The organism is Thermogemmatispora sp. (assembly GCF_042408735.1).
Taxonomy (GTDB): Bacteria; Chloroflexota; Ktedonobacteria; order Ktedonobacterales; family Ktedonobacteraceae; genus Thermogemmatispora.
The window spans coordinates 18,928-38,346 of the sequence record NZ_JBHOQV010000099.1 but is presented as its reverse complement, the minus strand read 5'-3'; the positions used below and the strand labels follow the sequence as shown (position 1 = coordinate 38,346).

Genomic DNA, 19,419 nt, shown 5'->3' with positions numbered 1-19,419 from the left:
ACCCCCTCCGGTTGGAAAGCACATCTTGTCGGAACTGTATTCGTGCGACAAGAACCTGATGGCTCAGCTGGATAGCGAGAAGCTGCGTGCAGCCGTCTCTAGGATGACGAAAGAGCACAATCTCACGCAACTGGGAGCTTTCTGTCATCAGTTCGATGGGGGCGGTATCACCTGCCTGATCGCCCTGGCTGAGTCTCATATTGCTATCCATACCTGGCCCGAGCTGGGCTACGCGACGCTGGAGGTCTACATCTGCAACTATCAGCGGGATAACTCCGACGCCGCTGAACGCATCCACGCCGCGCTCGTCTCGTTCTTCGAGCCAGGTAAAGTCGAAACTCGCCGGCTCGCCCGCTAACTCCGCCCTCCGCTCATCCACCAAACCTGTCCGCCTGCCCGCTATCCACCTGCCTGTCCGCAGGGACGGGTCTTCGCGAAGGTGCGAGAGAGGAGAGGAAGGGAGGAGGATGGAAGGAAAGGGGAAGAGAGGAGGAAAGAGAGCATCCCTGTGGGTGGGGTCGGCTCCTCGGCGCAGAAAACGCTCACGGCCATGCCCCGCGCCGAAGCCGAGCGGGGCATGGCTCAGGTGGGCGTTTTTTCTATTCCACTACAAGAACCCGGTCGTCACGAATGATCATCCCAACGTTCGGGTCCTCAATGGCCTCCCTGATGTACTTCGGTAGGGCAAACATGTGCTGATGCGACTCAACGTCGTAAAACTTGAGATTGGTGCAGCCCCTCTCCCGCAGGGTGGCCGCGATGACCTCCGGCGTGAAGCGCGCCGCGATGTCTTCGTCGCTGGCTACCGCAAAGCCCCAGGGCAGGCCAAAGAAGGTAACCATCGCCTGATAGGAAAACACCGATTTGAAACACTGCTTCAGGGTCTTGATGATAGAGGCATGGGCCTCACATACCCCGATGTCGGTCGCCTCGGCCTGCATGCCAAAGGTCCCCCCCGGATTGAGACGGGACTTGGCAAGGGTGAAGAATTCGGTGGTGAAGAGCAGGGCCGCCGGCCCACCCTCCAGAGGATCGGTGGCATCTACAATGATGCTGTCAAAGGTCTCGCTGGTCTTCTCTAGATAGCCCCGCGCGTCAGCATGCACCAGCTCCACTCGCGGATCATCAAAGGCTCCCTGGTGCCAGTCACCCAGATGCTCTTTGGCCAGGGCGACAAGCGTGTCGTCAATGTCTACCATGACAACACGCTCAACTGTGTTGTGCCTCAGTACTTCTCGTAGCGTGGCTCCTTCCCCTCCTCCAACGATGAAGACTTTCTTGGGCTGGCGGTGCGCTACCAGGACTGGATGGATCAGGGCCTCGTGATAGATGTGCTCGTCCAGGGCCGAGGACTGCGGAATACCGTCCAGAAAGAGCGCCCTCCCGAAACCTATGGTGTCCAGGATCAGGATCTCCTGATACGGCGACTTGGTGGCTACCACCGTCTTGAGCACGCGATACATGTTGGCCCGCGTGCCTCCACGAAAATCTATGAGCCAGTTCTGTGCCTGCATCTGCTTCATCAAATGCATAATTCACCCCTCAACTTCCTAATATATTGTGAGATAAGATTATAGAGGAGAGGATCGGATAAAAGAAGTGAAGTGCGGCTCGAAGCCACTCCTCGCTCCCAAGCTGTTCCAGTCCCGGCAACTATTATAGCATATCCAGACCGCTCTGCCTCTGCCGTTCTGCGGCCCTGAGCCTCCCGACTCTCCCTCCTCCTCCCAGCCAACTCGACTCAGCCACCCCACGGAGCAGGCGGAGGAGAAGCTCTCCTCCTTACGCCACCGCTTGCCTGGGCCACCGCCGCCAGAGATGGAACCTGTGCGCGACCTCAATCGTAATAAGAGCGAGAACTGCCAGAGGTCGCCCAATACGCCGCCTGGAGGCCGCTGGGCCAACCGGCAGAGAGCCGCGCCTGCTATTTCCGCTTTCCCTCGCTGCAGAGGAACTGCCAAAGTGAGGGATGGAAAGCGTTACTATAAAATGAGAGGACTTGTGCAGATGCCCAGGTCACGCCTTATTTGAAACGTTGACCGCTTGCTGCTCTTTTCTCACTCTAATTGATGAGCAACAGCGGCCACCGCACCTGCACAATCAGGGTAAGGTGGAATAGGGGCTCGGCCAGTCAATGAGTGAGTGCTTCGACGAGTGAGTGAATGCATAAGCGAGTGAGCAAGCGCTTGAACGTGAGGACAGAGAGAGCATGATGAACCCACAGATCGATGAGGAACGGCAACCTGAAACACCGTGCGGCACAACCTTCGGTCAGCTGACAAATGAGGGCGAGGCGTTGATGCGCCAGGGCTTTACGGAGGACGAGGTCATGTCTCTGCTCTGGCTGCGTCAGTGGTACCAGAGTGGAGGAAGCGATCGCATGGAGATTGTCCGCCGCCTGGAGTTTATCAGAATGCTCTTCCTCCGCGGCAAAATCGAGTTGTAGCTTATTTTGTCTGCCCGCCTGCCACCTCTTGCGCCCCCTCGCGGGAGGCGATCTGCCTGGGGATACTGAAAGCAGCAGAGCGAGGGCGAACGGGCGGGCGCGTGACGATAGAGACTTCCTACTGCGGCGAGTCGGCAGCTATCCCTCCCTGGATCAACTGCCAGCTCGCCGCCGCCTTTCTTCTTCCTCTCCCTATTCTAACTTGTCCCCGCCGACCAACGTAGTAATTGCTGAAACCGGAAAAGAGCCGTCTGACCAGGCGCCGCCTTCCAGAATCGATACTTCGCGCCGCCAGACTGTGCCTTTGGGATCATATAATAAGGACAGCACATACGACGAGGAAATATAAGGTTTCTCCTATGCGAATGATTCTCTATCTCGGCAAGGGTGGCGTGGGCAAAACGACGGTGGCCGCCGCGACCGCTGTGCGCTCGGCTCAGCTTGGCAAACGCACGCTGGTGGTAAGCACCGATCTGGCCCACAGCCTTGCTGATTGCTTGAGACAGCCTCTGACCTCGGAACCAGGCGAGCTGGCTCCTCAGTTGTGGGCCCAGGAGGTGAATGTGCTCGACGAGATGCGCCGCAGTTGGGGGAAACTGCAGAGCACGCTGAGTACTCTCCTGCGCGCTCAGGGCCTGAACAGTATCATGGCCGAGGAACTGGCCCTGATCCCCGGTATGGATGAAATCGTCAGTTTGCTGAATATCTACCGCAATGCGCGCGACGGCGCTTTCGAGGTCGTGGTCATCGACGCCGCTCCGACCGGCGAGACGGTACGCCTGTTGAGTATGCCCGATACGTTCCAGTGGTATGCCGGGCGCATCGCTGGCCTCCAGAGCAGTACGCTGAATCTGGCTCGTCCCCTGATTAAGGCTTTCCTCCCTTCGGCAGAGGTCCTGGACGCCGTCCAGTTGCTGAGCGAGCGCGTCAAGGCCCTGCGGGCGGTGCTGAGCGATCCCGCCGTCAGCTCTTACCGCCCGGTGGTCAATCCAGAGCGCATGGTTATTAAGGAGGCGCTGCGCGCCGAAACTTACCTCGCTCTCTTCGGCTACCCCATCGACGGCGTGGTCTGCAACCGCGTTCTGCCCCCTGGCCCTTATCAGGACCAGTTCATGCAGCAGATGTACCAGAGCCAGGAGAAGCTTCGCCGCTATATCCAGCAGACCTTCGCCCCTCTGCCTGTCTGGGAGGCCCCCTATTATGCTCAGGAACCGCTCGGTCTCGAGCGACTGGCCGAGCTGGCTCAGGCCATCTTCGGCGAGCAGGACCCAACGGAGGTCTTTTATCGCGGGCCTGTTCAGGAGGTCATCGAGCAGGATGGCCACTACGTCCTGCGCCTCCCCCTCCCTCATGTTGAGCTGGAGAAGGTGCTGATGACGAAAAAAGGAGATGAGATGATTATCGAGATCGGCAATTTCAAGCGCGATATCCCTCTGCCCGCTCTCCTGGCCAGCCAGGAGGCCACGGTGGCCCGCTTTGTCGATAAGGCCCTGGAGATCCATTTTGCGCCACCAGCCAGCCAGCCGGAATCGGAGCGCGAGAAATCGGCCTAGGAGTAGGAGCCATACAACGCTCGCTTCGCCCACTCGCTCAGGCCAGGCTGACCGCCCTCCGCCCTGGCTACCGACAGATGCTGGCCCGCTCGCCTCTGGCAGCGGGCTGCCTTCCATTGCTATGGATAGAGCGACAGACAATTTGGCAAGCGCTCCGCGAGTACGGCCTGCTCAGTCCCTGAGAGGCTGACTGCTCAGTCAGAGCAAACCCAACTCAACTATCGACGCCAGCAGGCTGGCAGAGCCAAGAGGCTGGCGGCCAGGCAGACGCAAGGCCACCAGAGAAAGGTGAAAGGACAATGCAGGTCTTTGTTGCCGGTGCAACAGGAGTTCTGGGTCGCGCGCTGGTCCCTCGCTTGCTCCAGCAGGGACACACGGTGCGCGCGCTCGTACGCTCCCCCGAAAGGGGGCAACTGATTCGCGCGGCCGGCGTTGAGCTGGTCAGCGGCGATCTGCTGAGCGAGACGACCGCGCAGCAGCTCCCGGCCCTGGTCCGCGGGTGCGACGCCGTGGTGCACATCGCGACAGCCATTCCGCGCAATCCCACCGAGGCCGCCGCCTGGGAGCCAACGACTCGGCTGCGCACCGAGGGCACTCGACGGTTGCTGGCAGCCGCCCGCGCGGCGGGGGCCCGCTACTATATCCAGCAGAGCATCGCGATCGCTTATCCCGACGGGGGAGAGCGCTGGCTTGACGAGACCACCCCCCTGGACCGCTCGCCGCAGCGCGCTACTATCTGCGGACCGGTGATTGTCATGGAGGAGATGGTGCAGGCCGTCAGTCCCGCTGAGCTGGGCTGGTGTATCTTGCGCGGAGGCAGCTTCGTCGGTCGTGGAACTGCCCAGGATACGCTAGTTGCTCGCTTGCGCGAGGGGCGGCTGGTGGTGATCTGCGACGGGAGTAATTTTATTTCTCCAATTCATGTGGCCGATATGGCGACGGCGATCGTTGCCGCCCTTCAGCCGGCTGCCGTGGGCCGCATCTTTAATATCGTGACGACGCCGGTCCGCTACGGGGAGTATGTGGACCATATCGCCGCCCTACTGCAGGTCCCCCCTCCTCCGCGCGATCTTTCGATGCCCTGCCCTCCTTCCTTCCGCTGCAGCAATGAGGCTGCCCGCCGCCTGCTGGGCTGGCAGCCCGTTCACGATATCTATGAGGATGTGGCACCTGCTCAGAGATGAAAAGCACAGGGCAGTGTCAGGGTCAGTGACGAGAATGGATAGAGCGCGGGAACGCTTCTGCCTGCCAGAGGAAGGGAGGGCCAGCCCCCTCCCCAGGAGCCAGGAAAGCCGGCCTGGTTCATTAGTTGGGCTGGCTTTCCTGGTTGATAGAATGGTAGGAAGCTGATGGCCATCGGGCCAAGGCAGGCCAGGGAAGCAGCCGCGGCCTGCTCTGTCCTGGATGGCTCTGCGATGCGCTCCGCGGCTCTCGCCCGAGGCCAGGATCTCCGCCTTCCCCGGCGGCAAGAAACAGCTCCGCCGGCGATCGCTCAGGTCAGTTGCACCCGCGGACGGCCTGGTGGCCCGATCCTGGTCGGCAAATTTCACTCGCCAGGCTGGGCCTCTCCCTCTTCTCCGTTCTCCGCGACGCTCTCTTCTTTCGGTCTGGCCTCTAGCTCATCAGGAAGAGAGGGCCTTTCCTCTCTCGCTGTTGCAGGGGTCACTGCCCGAGAGTCGACCGGGGCGGCCAGGCGCAGGGCCGCCATTGCCGCGGTTTCGGTGGCTCGCGGCACCAGCGCATCGCGCGCTCCGTACTTGCGCAGGATAGAGGCCGCCTCAGCCTGGCGTTCCACGGTCTTGACCATGATCACGGTACGTTCTGGTAGGGCGTCGGCTTCCGCATAGCGTGGTCGTGGCCGCGTCCCATTGAGGGAAGGGCCGATGACGGTTCCGAAAAAGCCCCCTCCCAAGGCCCCCAGCACAAGACCTTCAAGCAGGGCAATGACTGGTCCTCCGCCAGACTGTAGGCCCGCCAGAGGAAGGACCAGGGAGGCAATGAGACTGCATAGCCCCCCGACTACCGCTCCTACAACTCCCCCCAATAAGGGCAGATTATATCTGGCCCTCGCTCGCTCCAGCAGCCGGTCCGCCGGACCAGCTTCCTGCAGCTTGAGCGGCTCCCGCCAGAGCCTGGTTATCTGCTCATCCTTGAAACCGGCGGCTCTCAGCTCACCGATCGCCTGCTCCGCCTGACTCCGCTCTTCAAAAATGCCCACCACGGCAGCAGATCCAATCAGTGCCATCTCTCTTTCTTTCCTCCAGAAAGCATCTTGCAGGCTCGCAGCTTCTATATTATTCCCCTCCGGCCCTGGGATCAACAGGCACTATTTTTATGCAACATCTTTAGTAGACTGGCGCACCAGGGCCAGCGGCTCAGTCCTATCTTACTCGACTGGTGGTGCGCGCCCTGTGGAGAGCCATCGCCTCCCAGCCAGGTCTGGCTATCTGGCCAGCCGGAGGCGCCAGGGCACTGGCGGGCCTTGACACTCTTGGGCGGCGACGACTATAGTAGGTGAGCAGCATCATTCTCAAGAAACAAGCACTAGCGTCAACGTATGACAACAGGAGCCAGCACCGCACTCAGGTCCTATATCGAGCGCGCCCGCAAAGTGCTTCAGCATGAGCAACATACCAATCATCAAGACCAGGCTGTCAAGCCCGGTGGACTGGAAGCCTTTGTGAAACGCTGGCTGGATGAGATCGGGCCTGTCTGCCATGCGTCAGGACGCGATTTGCGCCCCTTCTATCGGCTGGCCTCCTGTCTGGAGGGCTACCGCCAGCAGGACCCGATGCAGCGCGCCGCCAACCTGCGGGCCGCCCTGGCCCTGCTGAACGAGCTGGAGCGGGAGCAAGGTCCTGTCGCTGAGCGGCAGCCGCCGGTAGCAGGGCCGGCGCGCTCAGGCTCCAACCAGTCAAAGGCAGCGTCGGCAGGCCCTGCGCTGCCTTCTGCCTCTCCAGGGCGCCTCAGCCAGCCGGCGGGAGGAGGAAGCGAAGCGAGAGGGGTTCCGGAGCCAACGGCGGCCTCCCCCTCCGCTCACTCGGGACCTCAGCCAGCGATCAGCCGCCGCGAGGGCGGTCACGCGGACCGTGGGGAGCGAGAGCGCCTGGAGGATGAGCCGGAGGATCAGATTACCCTCGATAGTCGTAGCTCTCCCGGCCATGCCGCCCTGACCCTCCTGACAACGGATGTTTCAGCCATCCACGGCGTTGGCCCGACGGTGGCCACTCGCCTGCACAGTCTGGGTATCCGCACCGTTGGCGATCTGCTCTTCTATTTCCCGCGCGAGCACCGCGACTACAGCAAGCTGCTCAATATCGCCGAGCTGCCTTTCGATGAGGTGGTTACAACGCGCGGCCTGATCTGGGAGGTCAAGACGAGCCGCACCAGCAGCGGGCGTACGCGCACGGTGGCTACCTTGAGCGACGGGACCGGTCGCCTCAGCGCGGTCTGGTTTAACCAGCCCTACCTGCAAAAGCAGCTTTCGGAGGCGCGTGGCGAGTGGCTGGTCGTCACGGGAGTCAAGCAGCGCTTTGGCAACAAGGTCACCTTTACGGTACGCAGCCACGAGCTGCCCGAGAAAGGCGAGTTGCTCAACACCGGCATCCTGGTTCCGATCTACTCGCTCACCGAGGGCCTGCCAGCGCGCACCATGCGCCGCCTGACGCGCTGGGTCGTCGATCGCTATGCCGCCCTGATCCCCGATCATCTGCCGGCCACGATTCGTCAGGCGGCGGGCCTGCTGCCTCTCTCGGAGGCCGTCGCTCAGATGCATTACCCGGCCAATGAGGAGCTGCTCGCTGCTGCCCGGCGCCGCCTGGCTTTCGACGAGCTGTTCCTGATCCAGCTTGGCATGCAGGAGCGTCGCGCACGCTGGCAACGCGAGCTGGCCAGCGGCCAGGCCTTCAAGGTTGATCTGGCGCGCATTTTCGTCGAGCCAAGCGAGGCCGAACGTCAGGCAGTGCAAGCGACAGCGGCGGAGCAAGAGGCCAGTGCCCAGGAGGCGCAGGATGCCCAGACCACGCCGGGCACAACGCTGTGGGCGCCGTTGGCCGATCAACGCCCCTTCGAGGCCACGCTCCCTTTCCGCTTCACGGCAGCTCAACGCCGCGTCCTCTGCGAGATTCTGGGCGACCTCAGTCGCAGCCAGCCGATGTGCCGCCTGCTCCAAGGCGATGTTGGCTCCGGCAAAACTGCAGTGGCCGCAGCAGCCCTCTTTGTAGCCGCCCTCAATGGCTATCAGGGAGCCATCATGGCGCCGACCGAGATTCTGGCCGAACAACACGCCCGCAGCATCGGCGCAATGCTCGCTCCTTTCGGCATCCGCACGGTCTTGCTAACCGGGGGACTGCGTCCCCGGGAGCGCTCGCTCGGACGGGCAGCCATCGAGAGCGGCGAGGCGGCTGTAGCCATCGGAACCCATGCCCTGATTCAGGATGACGTCACCTTCCAACGCCTGGGCCTGGTCATCATCGATGAACAGCATCGCTTTGGCGTGGAGCAGCGTGAGGCGCTCCGACAGAAAGGCTACCATCCCCATATGCTGGTGATGACAGCCACCCCTATCCCGCGCACGCTGGCCCTGACGCTCTATGGGGACCTGGACCTCTCGGTGATCGATCAGCTCCCACCGGGCCGGCAGAAGGTCATCACGCGCTGGCGCACCGGCGCCCGCCGTGAGGAAGCTTATCGTCTGATCGAGCAGCAGATAGCCGAAGGCCGCCAGGCCTTCATTATCTGTCCCCTGGTCGACGAGTCGGAAAGCTTGAGCGCCAGAGCAGTCACTGCCGAATACGAGCGGCTGAGTCGCGAGGTCTTTCCTCACCGCCGGCTGGGCCTCTTGCACGGTGGAATGAAGCCCGCCGAGAAGGACACCGTCATGCGGCGCTTCCGCGACCACGAGCTGGATATTCTGGTTGCCACCTCAGTGGTCGAGGTGGGCATCGATGTTCCCAACGCCACCGTCATGGTCATCGAGGATGCCGACCGCTTCGGCCTCTCTCAGCTCCACCAGTTCCGCGGTCGCGTTGGACGCGGCGCCCACCAGTCCTACTGCTACGTCTTGAGCGCCGACGCGGGAGCCCAGGCTCGCGAGCGCCTGGCGATTTTCCAGGAGACCGACGATGGCTTTAAGCTGGCCGAGCACGACCTGCGCCTGCGCGGGCCGGGCGACTTTATCGGGGTGCGCCAGAGCGGGATGCCCGAGCTGCGTATCGCCGATTTCAACGATACGCGCCTGATCGAGGAGACGCGGACCCTGGCCGCTCGTCTCTGGGCCAGCGATCCTTACCTGCGACGCCCGGAACATGCGGCCCTGCGCGAGCACTTGAGCCGCTTCTGGCAAGCCTTCATTCCACACTAGTGCCCATTCCATGACTGCCGGGCTGCCTGCTTTGGGGACAGCGGCCCTCAAGGGGCGATTGCTCTCTCCGTCCTGGTAAATGCTATGATTCTAGTTGTGGCGAGGAGCAGGCCGCCATCTGCCCCTCCTAGACGGACGGAAGCATCGGCCCATCAGCGCAGTTCAACTCAACGGCCCGCCTCTCCCCGCCACAGCCTTAGGAGGGCTTCCCAGCGTCCTGACCCGGACTGGGCTCGGCGGGACAGGGACAAGCCAGGGCAGAAAGAGGAAATGCCTCGCTCGGCTCGGCTCGGCTCGGCCTTGTCAGTGAGTCGCCCACCCGCCTCCTCTTCCAGGTCCACAAGGGGGTCCCTTCTAACTACTTTCGCCGTTTGCAGGAGATTTGCATGGCTATCAGGATCGCTTCTTTCGCGCTGCGTATTGCTGGACTGCTGGCCCTGATTCTCGGGGTGCTTTTCTGGACAGGCAACGCCGCCCAGCTGATTCCGCTACACATGCTGCTCGGCTTTGTGGTCGTGCTGGCCCTGTGGGTAATTGGTATTGGGCAGGCGCTGGCGCGAGGCGGCAGCCCGGCGATCGCTGTTCTGGCTGTTATTGTCGGCCTCCTCTTGCCAATCATCGGACTGCTACAGAACTCTTGGCTCTTGAATTCCTCGCACTGGATTGTCCAGGTCCTGCACCTGCTGGTCGCGGTCCTGGCGATCGGCATCGGCGAGATGGGGACAGCCCGTTACCGACGCGCCAGCGCCGCCGCCAGCTAACGAGCCGTTCCATCTCAGCCCTCCAACCCAAGGAATAAGGAAAGGGAACAGGAGCAGGCGTCTTCTCTCCCCCGCCTCTTTGCTGGCCGGGCCACTCCGGACCCGCCTGGCTCCTGTTCGGCGGGGCCTGAATTGGGCTGATCCTTTGTCGCTCTCCCCTCCTATCCCCTCCTCGGTTTCCGGCTCAGGACTGGCCAGGATTAGCGAGGAGCGCAGCAGGGTTTCCCTTCCGCCAAGACAGCTCTCCCTCACTCTCAAGAGCTGGCGACGGCAATGACCAGAGGTGAGACCAGCCCTAGCTGACGGGCAGGACTACAACAAAGACTGTGCCTTCGTCAGGAGCGGCTTCGCACCAGATGCGTCCACCGTGCCGCTCCACGATATCTTTACAGATGGCCAGACCCAGGCCCCAACCATCCTTCGGCGAGGCCTGGGCTTCCGGCGTCCGGTAAAAGGCCTGAAAGATCTGCTCTCGCTGATCCTCGGGAATTCCTCGACCATGATCCCGGACGCGGATCTCGACCTGGCCATTCTGGCACTCCAGGCTGACCTCAACCGGAGTGTGCTCGGGCGAGTACTTGATGGCATTGCTCAGAAGGTTGGTCAGTACCTGATGGAGACGGTCAGCATCGGCCTTAATGATGATGGTCTCGACCGGAGTCGCAAGGGTAACTGTGCGTCCCGAGACAAGACGCTGATCTTCAACGGCCTCGCGGCAGATCTCGACCAGATCGCAAGGACGAGGTCGCAGCTTGAGCTTGCCAGCCTGAATGCTGCTCAGGGCGAGCATGTCATCGATCAGCGCGCTGAGGCGATAGGTCTGCTCGTCGATCTTCTGCAGCGCCAGGCGCACATTCTCTAGCTCGGGCGGCAGCTCGGCCACACGTGTGAGGCGCCGCAAGGCAATCTGGGCCTGACCACGAATGGTAGTGATAGGGGTTTTCAGCTCGTGAGAGGCCAGCGAGATAAAGTGATCCTTGAGCTGATCTACACGTTTCAATTCTTCGTTGAGCAGCTCCAGATCGTGGGCCCGGGCCTGGGCCTCCAACTCGGCCAGCAAGGCTCGGCGCCGCGCCGACTCGCGCTGACCGGCGATAATGGCGATCCCCACCTCCACCAGGAAGAAAGGCATGATCTCGGCCAGCTTATCGATATTGTCAGCTGCCCACTGAACGCGCGGCAGAACCATAAAGGCTCCTTGAGGCGGGACATAGATATAGATGAGAGCCAGGGTGCAGAGCAAAGCAGCACACAGCGCCGGCCCTACTCCCCAAAGGAGGGCTACAAGCAGTACTGGCAAGACCAGCGGCAAGTCTGGCACGTAGATATGGAGGGCAAAGAAATGTTCAAGATAGACGATGCCTAGCCCAAGGGCTACAATAGGAAGACAAAGGAGATAACCAATGGGGGCGCGGCGCCACCAGGGAACCCGTGCGGCGTAGAGTCTGCGCACTTCCGCGCTCTGGCGGAGACGCATGAGAATCAATGGCTTGCGACCTTCTTTGACACGTGTGGCTTGCATGGCCGTGGGTCTCTCCTGCCCAGGTTCATTGTTGTCCATTGTGCAGTATAGCATTCCCTGGCAGCTCGGGCAAAGCAGAAGACACGCCCGCCTCCTCGGAGAGAAGCCGAGAAGGCGAGCGCCTGATCCTTCCTCTTTGTTAGCCCTACAAGCCGTCTTGGAGACCCTGGCCCTAGCCTTGTTGCTCTTCAGGCACTCTTTCCGCCTTCAGAAGTCTGCTCCTTCCCTTTGAAGCGCTCCTGATGCTCCTTGTAGAGAGCCTCGACGAGATCGTGAAAGGCCCGCACCAGCAGGTGATTGCGAACGCTGTAGTAGACCTCGTTGCCGCTGCGCCGCGAGCCGAGCAGCCCCGTGCGCGCGAGCTGACGGAGATGGCCCGAGACAGTGGCATGGGCTAACCCAAGGGCCCGCGCAATCTCTCCCGAGCGCATCTCAACGGGCTTCTCTTGCTCAACAGCCGGCGCTGCCAGCAAGGCAAGAATTTGTCTACGGCTGGGGTCGCACATCGTGCCGAGAAAGTGGTCGATGAAGGCTTCAACGTCTTCGGGTAGTTCCTCCAGAGGCTCCTCGGACAAGGGTCCCTCCGCTTTACGAGCACACATCTATACACCTCTACTTCAGATGGGATATCATCAGAATCGAGTGTTGATCTGCAATACAGGTGAGGGAGTGCGGGTCACCTCTTCTATTACACGAGGAACCTCCCACAGAAAGAGACGAGGTGCTCTATGAGCGCAACGCAGGCGCTGGCACGCTTCTGCGCCTCGCTGGAAGGGACGACCCTGCCTGAGCGGGTGCGCCTCAAAGTGCGAGATCTCTTGCTGGACCATCTGGCCGTCGCTCTGGGAGGAGCATACCTCCCATCCAGCGAGGCTGCCCATCAGCTGTTGGCCCTCATGGGCGTGCTGCAGCCCGCGGGGACTGGTCCCCATATCAGTGGGAACAGAGCCACCCTTCTGGGGCGCGGCGAACGCGCCGAAGCCTCCTGGGCCGCCCTCTTCAACGGCATTGCCGCCCATGGTCTCGAGATGGACGACGTCGAGAATCGCTCGTCGCTGCATCCAGGGGTGGCGGTCTTTCCCGCGGCCCTGGCCCTGGCTGAAGAGCTGGCCGCTCCCATCGAGGACTTCTACGCCGCCATCGTGGCCGGCTATGAGCTGACCCTCCGCCTCGGCGCCGCCCTCAATCCCGCCTCGGCCTACGCCCGCGGCTTCCATCCAACCGCTCTTTGCGCTACCTTCGGCGCTACCGCCGCCAGCGCGCGCCTGCTCGGCCTCGCGGCAGAGCAAACGGCCCAGGCTCTGGGCATTGCCGGCAGTATGGCGGCTGGCTCACTGGCCTATCTGGAGAACGGGGCCTGGACCAAGCGCCTGCACCCCGGATGGAGTGCCCACGCCGGGATCATCGCCGCACGCCTGGCTGCCTCCGGCTTTCGGGGACCGGAGGAGATCTTCTGTGGACGCTACGGCTTCCTGCACGCCTACTCTGATGCCAGCCAGGCCGGGGAGCTGCAGCCGCCCACTGGCCCAGAGGACTTCGCCATTCTGCGCGTCTCGCTCAAACCTTACGCCTGCTGCCGCTATATGCACGGTCCGCTTGACTGTCTCCTCGCCATCCGGCGCCAGCACGCACCTGACCCGCGCCATATTCGCCGCGTACGCTGCGGCGTGCTAAGCGCCGGACGCGGTCTGGTCGCCGATCCTATCGAGACTAAGCGGCAGCCCAGCAACGTTGTTGACGCCCAGTTCAGCATGCCCTTCGGGGCCGCCGTGGCTCTGGTCACCGGCCAGGCAGGCTTGAGCGTCTTCAATGAAACCTGGCTGTGGCACCCTGAGATCCGCGACCTGATGCAGCGCGTCGACTGCGAGAGCGATCCCGAACTGGACCGCCACTACCCTGCGGAGTGGCGCGCTACGGCCAGCGTGGAGATGGACGATGGACAGGTTTTCCAGGCCAGCGTGCGCTACCCACTCGGCGATCCCGAAAACCCCTTAAGTGGAGAACAACTGGCCGCCCGCTTCCACGAGCTGGCCGCCGCCACCATTAAGGAAGCCTCCAGGCGGGAGGCCCTCATCGCCCACATCCGCCAGCTCGATCGGCTGGCACACTTCGCGTGGTCGAATCTGCTTTAGCATCCCCTCCAGAGGATCAAGAGGGTGGTACTTCAGGACTCAGGCAGCGGCGGGCGCCAACGCCTCAAAAAAAACGTCCGTTGATCTCATGTCGAGATCAACGGACGCCTTAAGACCGTCTTGTCTGGAGACCAGGCCAGCCGCTCAAGCCGCCGGCTCAGGCTCAGGAACCACTGCTTCCGCCACCACATGGCCATCGCGCAGGACCAGACGCACCGTCTGGCCCGGAGCAATCTCGCCGTTCAGCAGGGCATCGGCCAGCGTATCATCGACGTGCGTCTGAATAGCACGGCGCAGAGGACGCGCGCCGTACTCTTCATCGTAGCCCTCGCGCAGCAAGAACTCACGCACCTCATCGCTGATCACCAGCTCGATCTTCTGCTCGCGCAGGCGCTCGCGCACCTGACCCAGCAGCAGATCGACAATGCGATACAGCTCGTCCTTGCCCAGCGAATGGAAGACCACGATCTGGTCGATGCGGTTGAGGAACTCGGGCCGGAACATCTGCTTCAGGCCCTCAAGCGCCTTCTCGCGCATCGCCTCGTACTGCTCGTGGCGCTCGTCCCCGCCGCTGATCGGCATGAAGCCGATACGAGCCGCGCGCCGCAGTTCGTTGGTTCCAGCGTTGCTGGTCATGATCAGCACCGTATTCTTGAAGTCCACGGTGCGACCCTGGCCATCGGTCAGACGCCCATCGTCAAGGATCTGCAGCAGGGCATTGAAGACCTCGGGATGGGCCTTCTCCACCTCGTCCAGCAGGATCACGCTGTACGGTCGGCGCCGCACCTGCTCGGTGAGCTGGCCACCTTCCTCATAGCCCACATAGCCAGGCGGGCTACCGAAGAGGCGCGAGACCGTATGCGGCTCCATGTACTCGGACATGTCAAGACGGATCATGTTCTCCTCGCCGCCGAACAGCTCGCGCGCCAGGGCGCGGGCCAGCTCGGTCTTGCCAACACCCGTCGGCCCAAGGAAGAGGAAGGATCCAATCGGTCTCTTCGGATCTTTCAATCCGGCTCGTGAGCGGCGGATGGCACGTGCCACCGCACTGATGGCCTCGTCCTGTCCGATGACATGCCTGCGCAGGCGCTCCTCCAGATCGCGCAGATTCTGGCGCTCGCTCTCCATCATCTGCGTCACCGGCACGCCTGTCCAGTTCTCAACCACCTGAGCGATCTGCTCCGGCGTCACAATCAACTGGAAGGAGGCATTGACCTCGGAGCGAGCCTTCTCCAGCTTCTGGAGTGTCAGCAGCTCCTGCTGGCGCAGGAGGGCCGCGCGCTCATAGTCCTCAGCGTTAGCGGCAGCCTCCTTCTTGGCCTGGATATCGGCCAACTGCTGCTCCAGCTCCGTGATCATCGCTGGGCTGACGATACCCTTCTCCAGGGCCTCCAGGCGCAGGGCCGAGGCGGCCTCATCCATCACATCGATGGCCTTATCGGGCAAGAAGCGATCGTTGATATAGCGATCAGAGAGCTTGACCGCCGCCTCGATGGCCTCGTCGGGGATGGTCACGCCGTGATGGGCCTCGTAGTTGGGCCGCACGGCGCGCAGCATGGCGATAGCCTCCTCGACGGTCGGCTCATCGACCATGATCGGCTGGAAGCGGCGCTCGAGGGCCGCATCCTTCTCTATGTACTTGCGATATTCATCAAGTGTCGTCGCACCGATACAGCGGATCTCGCCGCGCGCCAGGGCCGGCTTCAGCATATCCGAGGCGCCGACCGCACCTTCCGCCGCACCCGCTCCGACAACGGTATGTAGCTCATCAATAAAGAGGATCACATCCGGCGCCTGCCGCAGCTCATCAAGGATAGCCTTCATGCGCTGCTCAAACTGGCCGCGGAACATCGCTCCGGCAATCATGCCGCCGATGTTAAGCGCCACGATACGCTTGTTGCGCAGCGGGGCCGGAACGTTACCCGCGTGGATACGCCGCGCCAGATCCTCGACAATCGCGGTCTTACCAACCCCAGGCTCACCGATCAGCACCGGGTTATTCTTCTGCCGGCGCCCCAGAACGGTAATCAGGCGGCGCAGCTCGCGCTCACGCCCAACCGCTGGATCAAGCTTCCCCTGCGCCGCTTCCGCCGTAATGTCTCGGCCGTACTGGTCCAGCGTCGGCGTCTTGCTGTTGCTGTTGGCCTGACGCTCGGCGGTCCTGGTCCCGCGCCCGTTAGTCGCCTCATGGCCGTTAAAGAAGCCAAAGGCCGACGCGGGGAAGCCCTGCCCGAAGAAGTTGCCCGCCTGGTTCATCGATGAGCGCATCAGCTCATCAACACATTGCTGGCAGAGAAAATGGCGCTCATGACGCCCTTCCACGAGCAGATCAACGGTGATGCTGGCGTTGTTCTTATGACATCGCTCGCACTTCATTCCAGGCTCCTCACATAACCGGGGGGCAGCAGCTCCGCTCTCCAGCGCTCCGCTCCCTCCCCGGGAATCTTAGCAATCTGCGCGGGTGATTGCCAGCATTATAGCACAGGTTTTTCACTGCTGTCTAGCACTCGCCATTCTTGACTGCTAACTACCCTGAATAACACGCCACCTGGCCCGTTTATTCCCAGGCTCGCCCTCCCCACCTCGTGCCCGCTCTGCTCAGCCGTGGGGCACAGCCAGGTGGCCTGGCAATCTCCCGGCCAGGCTCGTCTCGCTTCACCTTCTGGCTCCTGCCACCACCTAGAACGGAAGTTTCAGCCTCGATTATTCCCACTGCCTCCTGGCCTGTCTCCCCCCTCGCCTGCCTGGCCAAAGCCCGCCCAGGCGCGCTATCATATATAGCGATGTTCCTGTAAGCAGCTCCCTCCAGGGAATCCCAGGCTCGTAAACAGAAGGAGGAAGTATGACCACACTCCCCCCTCTCATAGACGAGGAAAAACTCCGCCGTTACCTGGCCGAGCAGCTACCGGGCGAGGATCTGCCTCTGGTCATTGAGCGTGTCCGCGGAGGACATTCTAACGAGACCTTCTACATTACACGCGGAGATCAGGAATGGGTATTGCGTCGGCCACCGCTTGGCCCCTTGCTGCCCACCGCTCACGATGTGCTGCGCGAGTACCGCGTCTTGAAGGCGCTCAATAACAGTCCCGTGCCGACGCCACGTGTCCTTTTGGCCTGCGAGGATACCAGCGTGATCGGGGCCCCTTTCTATCTCATGGAGCGCGTGCATGGCCATATTATCCGCGAGACGCTCCCTCCTTACGGGGCCGATGAGGCGGGACGCAAGGCGATCAGCCGCTCCTTGATCGATGCTCTGGTTGAGCTGCATGCCGTCGACTGGCAGGCCGTCGGTCTGGGGGACTTCGGTCGACCCACGGGCTATCTGGAGCGCCAGTTGCGACGCTGGATCGGCCAGCTAGAGCGCTCGCGTCAGCGCCCTTTGCCTGAGCTGGATATGGTGACGGAGTGGCTCAAGGCTCATCTGCCTGCCTCCGGGCCGTCGACTATCGTCCACGGCGACTATCGCCTCGACAACGTGATGTACGCCGAGCAGGAGCCGCGCGTGGTGGCGATCTTCGACTGGGAGATGGCAACGATCGGCGACCCCCTGGCCGACCTCGGCTACTTGCTTTCTTTCTGGCGCGAGCCGGGCGATCCGCCTCCGGCCCTCGATACGGAGACCTGGCGCGTCATGGAGCAGCCCGGCTTCCTGACACGCGCTGAGCTGAAAGAATACTATGCCGAGCGCAGCGGACGCTCGGTGCGCGAGATGGACTTCTATGAGGCGCTGGCAATCTGGAAGCTGGCTATCCTGCTGGAGGGCAGCTACGCTCGCTACCGGGCTGGCACAACCGATGATCCTTTCTTCGAGCAGTTGGAGCAGGGTATTCCGGCCCTGGCACGGCGGGCACTGGAGGTCTGCCAGCGTGGCACTGGTGGAGCAGGCTGACTGTCAGTCTCGGTGAGGAGGTTTCTTTGTTGCAGGATGACCCTTTTCTCCTGCGGCGTTCTCACGCCGCTGAGCTGTTCCTGGTTCGTCATGGCGATGCGCTCCCCCCTGCAGACGAGCTGATCCCGGGCGGCCTCTACGATGATCTTCCTCTCTCGCGCAAAGGCCAGGAGCAGGCCCAAGCCCTGGCCGAGCGCCTGGCTTCGCTGGAGTTCGCGGCTATTTATAGCAGCCCTCTGCGCCGCTGCCGCGAGACCGCGGCTCCTCTGGCACACCGCCTGGGTCTCACTCCCATCGTGGTCCCCGACCTGCAAGAGATCCGCCTCGGCACGGTTCGTCCGCTGCCGGTTGAGGAAGGGAATCTAGAGCTTTTGGCGCGTACACTGCAGGAGCGCCAACTGGATATTATTCGTCTAGCCGGGGCCAGCGGAAGCTGGGATGCCATCGAGGGCAGCGAGCCGTCTAAGGCCTTCCGGGCGCGCGTGGTCAGGGCGCTGGACGAGATCGCTCATGCCCATCGCGGGAGACGGGTGATCGCTTTCGCGCATGGGGGCGTGATCAATGCTTATGTGGCCGAGGTGCTGGGTCTGGAGCGCGATTTCTTCTTCCCGGCGGCCAATACCTCGATTACGGTTGTGCGCGTGGCCGGCTCACAGCGCGTGCTCTTTGCTCTAAACGATATCTGTCACCTGCAAAGGCGCTGAACCGATCCGCCGCCCAGGTCGCTGGGACCGCCACTGGTCCTCTTACCGTCAAAACGAAGAGCGGGCAGAAGGAACAAATGCCCCGAGGGATGGGACGCTCCTTCTGCCCGCCGTCATGCCTGTCATTCCTTTTCTTTCGCCAACATCGGCCGGGCTTAATGAACGTTGAGAGGGACGTGCTCGGTAGTTTCAGACTGCGAGCGGACGAACGGCCGCGATTGGAAAAAGGCTACGATGTTGCGCAGATAGCCACCGAGACGACGCCGCGTTTCCTGGCCTGGGCGAGGGGCAAAGAGGAGGGCGAGCACAATCCCGACCAGAAGGCCGAAGCGGAAGAGCCGGCGTGCCTGTCGGCGACGACGCGCCCGTCGCTCGCGCTCCTGTTGCCAGGCGGCCCGCGCTTCTGCCAGGTTGCCACGCGCGCGCTCCAGCCTGCCTCGGGCGTCGTGCATGCTTCTCTCGAGAGCCACCTGGAGAAGGCCCAGTCCTGCCGCCGCGGCCCCTAACAGCAGACTGAATTGCTCGCTTAGCAGATCCTTGAGGCGCCCACCCTCGCGTCGGGCCTGGTCGAGCGAGCGCTCCACCGGTTTGCGGCCCTCGCTCCAGGCTCGCTGGAGTGCCTGGCTCCCCTGCTGGAGCTGGTCTTCGACGTGCCCCGAGGTCTCGCGCAGTCCCCTGCGCAGGCGCTTCAGAAAACGGCGCCGACGGCGCGGCTCTAAGACGGTCTGCACATTGTCCTGGACAGTCGAGAGGCCGGTACGCGCCATTTCGGCTGTACGCGCCCGGACTTCTTTGAGCGTTTCTGTTACCGGCGCAAAGCCATTACCTTTCGCCATTGCTATTCATCACATCCTTTCGCTGTGGACAGGCCCTTCTTCTCTTTCTTTCTTTCACGCTGATCATGCCGATTGGGCTGCCGGCAGTGCAGGCAACGGATGGGTCCCCGACAGAGATCGGGCCGCCAGCACCGCCAACAAATACGCTAAGCTGGCAGGGCTGACCAGGCTGCTCGTACGCCCCGCGCTCACTGGCATGAGTGGAGAACCTGCT

At 62.4% G+C, this 19,419-nt stretch carries 15 protein-coding genes; 9 read left to right on the top strand and 6 right to left on the bottom strand.

Annotation, left to right across the window (positions count from 1 at the left end; all coding sequences use genetic code 11):
* The coding region (gene speD, locus ACFMO7_RS08750) for an adenosylmethionine decarboxylase (protein ID WP_376795109.1) at nt 1–358 on the top strand (358 nt) is incomplete at its 5' end.
* A 241-nt stretch (nt 359–599) separates the two neighbouring features.
* On the opposite strand, the gene speE is transcribed toward speD, so the two are convergent.
* Nucleotides 600–1,532: a polyamine aminopropyltransferase gene (gene speE / locus ACFMO7_RS08745; protein WP_376795108.1), complete on the bottom strand. Its 933-nt coding sequence runs from the start codon at nt 1,530–1,532 to the stop codon at nt 600–602.
* Between the two features lie 677 nt (nt 1,533–2,209).
* Between speE and ACFMO7_RS08740 the strand changes: the two genes are divergently transcribed.
* The 3 genes from ACFMO7_RS08740 (at nt 2,210) to ACFMO7_RS08730 (ending at nt 5,183) form a co-directional block, all read left to right on the top strand.
* On the top strand, nt 2,210–2,446 hold the full coding sequence (locus ACFMO7_RS08740; protein WP_376795107.1) for a hypothetical protein: 237 nt from the start codon (nt 2,210–2,212) through the stop codon (nt 2,444–2,446).
* A gap of 359 nt (nt 2,447–2,805) precedes the next feature.
* On the top strand, nt 2,806–3,999 hold the full coding sequence (locus ACFMO7_RS08735) for an ArsA family ATPase (RefSeq protein ID WP_376795106.1): 1,194 nt from the start codon (nt 2,806–2,808) through the stop codon (nt 3,997–3,999).
* A gap of 299 nt (nt 4,000–4,298) precedes the next feature.
* Complete coding sequence (locus ACFMO7_RS08730) at nt 4,299–5,183, top strand: NAD-dependent epimerase/dehydratase family protein (RefSeq protein WP_376795105.1); 885 nt, start codon at nt 4,299–4,301, stop codon at nt 5,181–5,183.
* A gap of 362 nt (nt 5,184–5,545) precedes the next feature.
* Here the strand turns inward: ACFMO7_RS08730 and ACFMO7_RS08725 are convergent, their stop codons facing one another.
* A complete protein-coding gene (locus tag ACFMO7_RS08725; protein ID WP_376795104.1) occupies nt 5,546–6,244 on the bottom strand; it encodes a hypothetical protein in 699 nt (232 codons plus the stop codon).
* Nucleotides 6,245–6,556: 312 nt separating this feature from the next.
* Here ACFMO7_RS08725 and recG point away from each other — a divergent pair, with 312 nt between their 5' ends.
* Entirely contained in the window at nt 6,557–9,361 is a 2,805-nt protein-coding gene (recG, locus tag ACFMO7_RS08720; protein ID WP_376795103.1) for an ATP-dependent DNA helicase RecG, read from the top strand.
* 386 nt (nt 9,362–9,747) lie between these two features.
* Entirely contained in the window at nt 9,748–10,122 is a 375-nt protein-coding gene (locus ACFMO7_RS08715) for a hypothetical protein (protein ID WP_376795102.1), read from the top strand.
* A gap of 295 nt (nt 10,123–10,417) precedes the next feature.
* On the opposite strand, the gene ACFMO7_RS08710 is transcribed toward ACFMO7_RS08715, so the two are convergent.
* Nucleotides 10,418–11,644, bottom strand: a complete 1,227-nt coding sequence (locus ACFMO7_RS08710; protein ID WP_376795101.1) for a sensor histidine kinase — start codon at nt 11,642–11,644, stop codon at nt 10,418–10,420.
* A 188-nt stretch (nt 11,645–11,832) separates the two neighbouring features.
* Nucleotides 11,833–12,246: an ArsR/SmtB family transcription factor gene (locus ACFMO7_RS08705; protein ID WP_376795100.1), complete on the bottom strand. Its 414-nt coding sequence runs from the start codon at nt 12,244–12,246 to the stop codon at nt 11,833–11,835.
* A gap of 126 nt (nt 12,247–12,372) precedes the next feature.
* Here ACFMO7_RS08705 and ACFMO7_RS08700 point away from each other — a divergent pair, with 126 nt between their 5' ends.
* Nucleotides 12,373–13,776 (top strand): MmgE/PrpD family protein, encoded by a 1,404-nt coding sequence (locus ACFMO7_RS08700; RefSeq protein WP_376795099.1) that lies wholly within the window; start codon nt 12,373–12,375, stop codon nt 13,774–13,776.
* A 144-nt stretch (nt 13,777–13,920) separates the two neighbouring features.
* On the opposite strand, the gene ACFMO7_RS08695 is transcribed toward ACFMO7_RS08700, so the two are convergent.
* Nucleotides 13,921–16,152, bottom strand: coding sequence for an AAA family ATPase (locus ACFMO7_RS08695; protein WP_376795098.1), 2,232 nt, complete (start codon nt 16,150–16,152; stop codon nt 13,921–13,923).
* A 466-nt stretch (nt 16,153–16,618) separates the two neighbouring features.
* Between ACFMO7_RS08695 and ACFMO7_RS08690 the strand changes: the two genes are divergently transcribed.
* Nucleotides 16,619–17,665 carry a phosphotransferase family protein gene (locus tag ACFMO7_RS08690; RefSeq protein ID WP_376795097.1) on the top strand — a complete coding sequence of 349 codons (1,047 nt, stop codon included), beginning with the start codon at nt 16,619–16,621 and terminating at the stop codon, nt 17,663–17,665.
* Between the two features lie 26 nt (nt 17,666–17,691).
* Entirely contained in the window at nt 17,692–18,369 is a 678-nt protein-coding gene (locus tag ACFMO7_RS08685; RefSeq protein WP_376795096.1) for a histidine phosphatase family protein, read from the top strand.
* A gap of 155 nt (nt 18,370–18,524) precedes the next feature.
* Here the strand turns inward: ACFMO7_RS08685 and ACFMO7_RS08680 are convergent, their stop codons facing one another.
* Nucleotides 18,525–19,205, bottom strand: coding sequence for a hypothetical protein (locus ACFMO7_RS08680; RefSeq protein ID WP_376795095.1), 681 nt, complete (start codon nt 19,203–19,205; stop codon nt 18,525–18,527).
* Nucleotides 19,206–19,419: the final 214 nt, after the last annotated feature.

Coding starts and splice junctions, on each gene's coding strand:
- speE (WP_376795108.1), bottom strand. CDS start 1,532: ATGCATTTGATGAAGCAGATGCAGGCACAGAACTGGCTCATAGATTTT.
- ACFMO7_RS08740 (WP_376795107.1), top strand. CDS start 2,210: ATGATGAACCCACAGATCGATGAGGAACGGCAACCTGAAACACCGTGC.
- ACFMO7_RS08735 (WP_376795106.1), top strand. CDS start 2,806: ATGCGAATGATTCTCTATCTCGGCAAGGGTGGCGTGGGCAAAACGACG.
- ACFMO7_RS08730 (WP_376795105.1), top strand. CDS start 4,299: ATGCAGGTCTTTGTTGCCGGTGCAACAGGAGTTCTGGGTCGCGCGCTG.
- ACFMO7_RS08725 (WP_376795104.1), bottom strand. CDS start 6,244: ATGGCACTGATTGGATCTGCTGCCGTGGTGGGCATTTTTGAAGAGCGG.
- recG (WP_376795103.1), top strand. CDS start 6,557: ATGACAACAGGAGCCAGCACCGCACTCAGGTCCTATATCGAGCGCGCC.
- ACFMO7_RS08715 (WP_376795102.1), top strand. CDS start 9,748: ATGGCTATCAGGATCGCTTCTTTCGCGCTGCGTATTGCTGGACTGCTG.
- ACFMO7_RS08710 (WP_376795101.1), bottom strand. CDS start 11,644: ATGCAAGCCACACGTGTCAAAGAAGGTCGCAAGCCATTGATTCTCATG.
- ACFMO7_RS08705 (WP_376795100.1), bottom strand. CDS start 12,246: ATGTGTGCTCGTAAAGCGGAGGGACCCTTGTCCGAGGAGCCTCTGGAG.
- ACFMO7_RS08700 (WP_376795099.1), top strand. CDS start 12,373: ATGAGCGCAACGCAGGCGCTGGCACGCTTCTGCGCCTCGCTGGAAGGG.
- ACFMO7_RS08695 (WP_376795098.1), bottom strand. CDS start 16,152: ATGAAGTGCGAGCGATGTCATAAGAACAACGCCAGCATCACCGTTGAT.
- ACFMO7_RS08690 (WP_376795097.1), top strand. CDS start 16,619: ATGACCACACTCCCCCCTCTCATAGACGAGGAAAAACTCCGCCGTTAC.
- ACFMO7_RS08680 (WP_376795095.1), bottom strand. CDS start 19,205: ATGGCGAAAGGTAATGGCTTTGCGCCGGTAACAGAAACGCTCAAAGAA.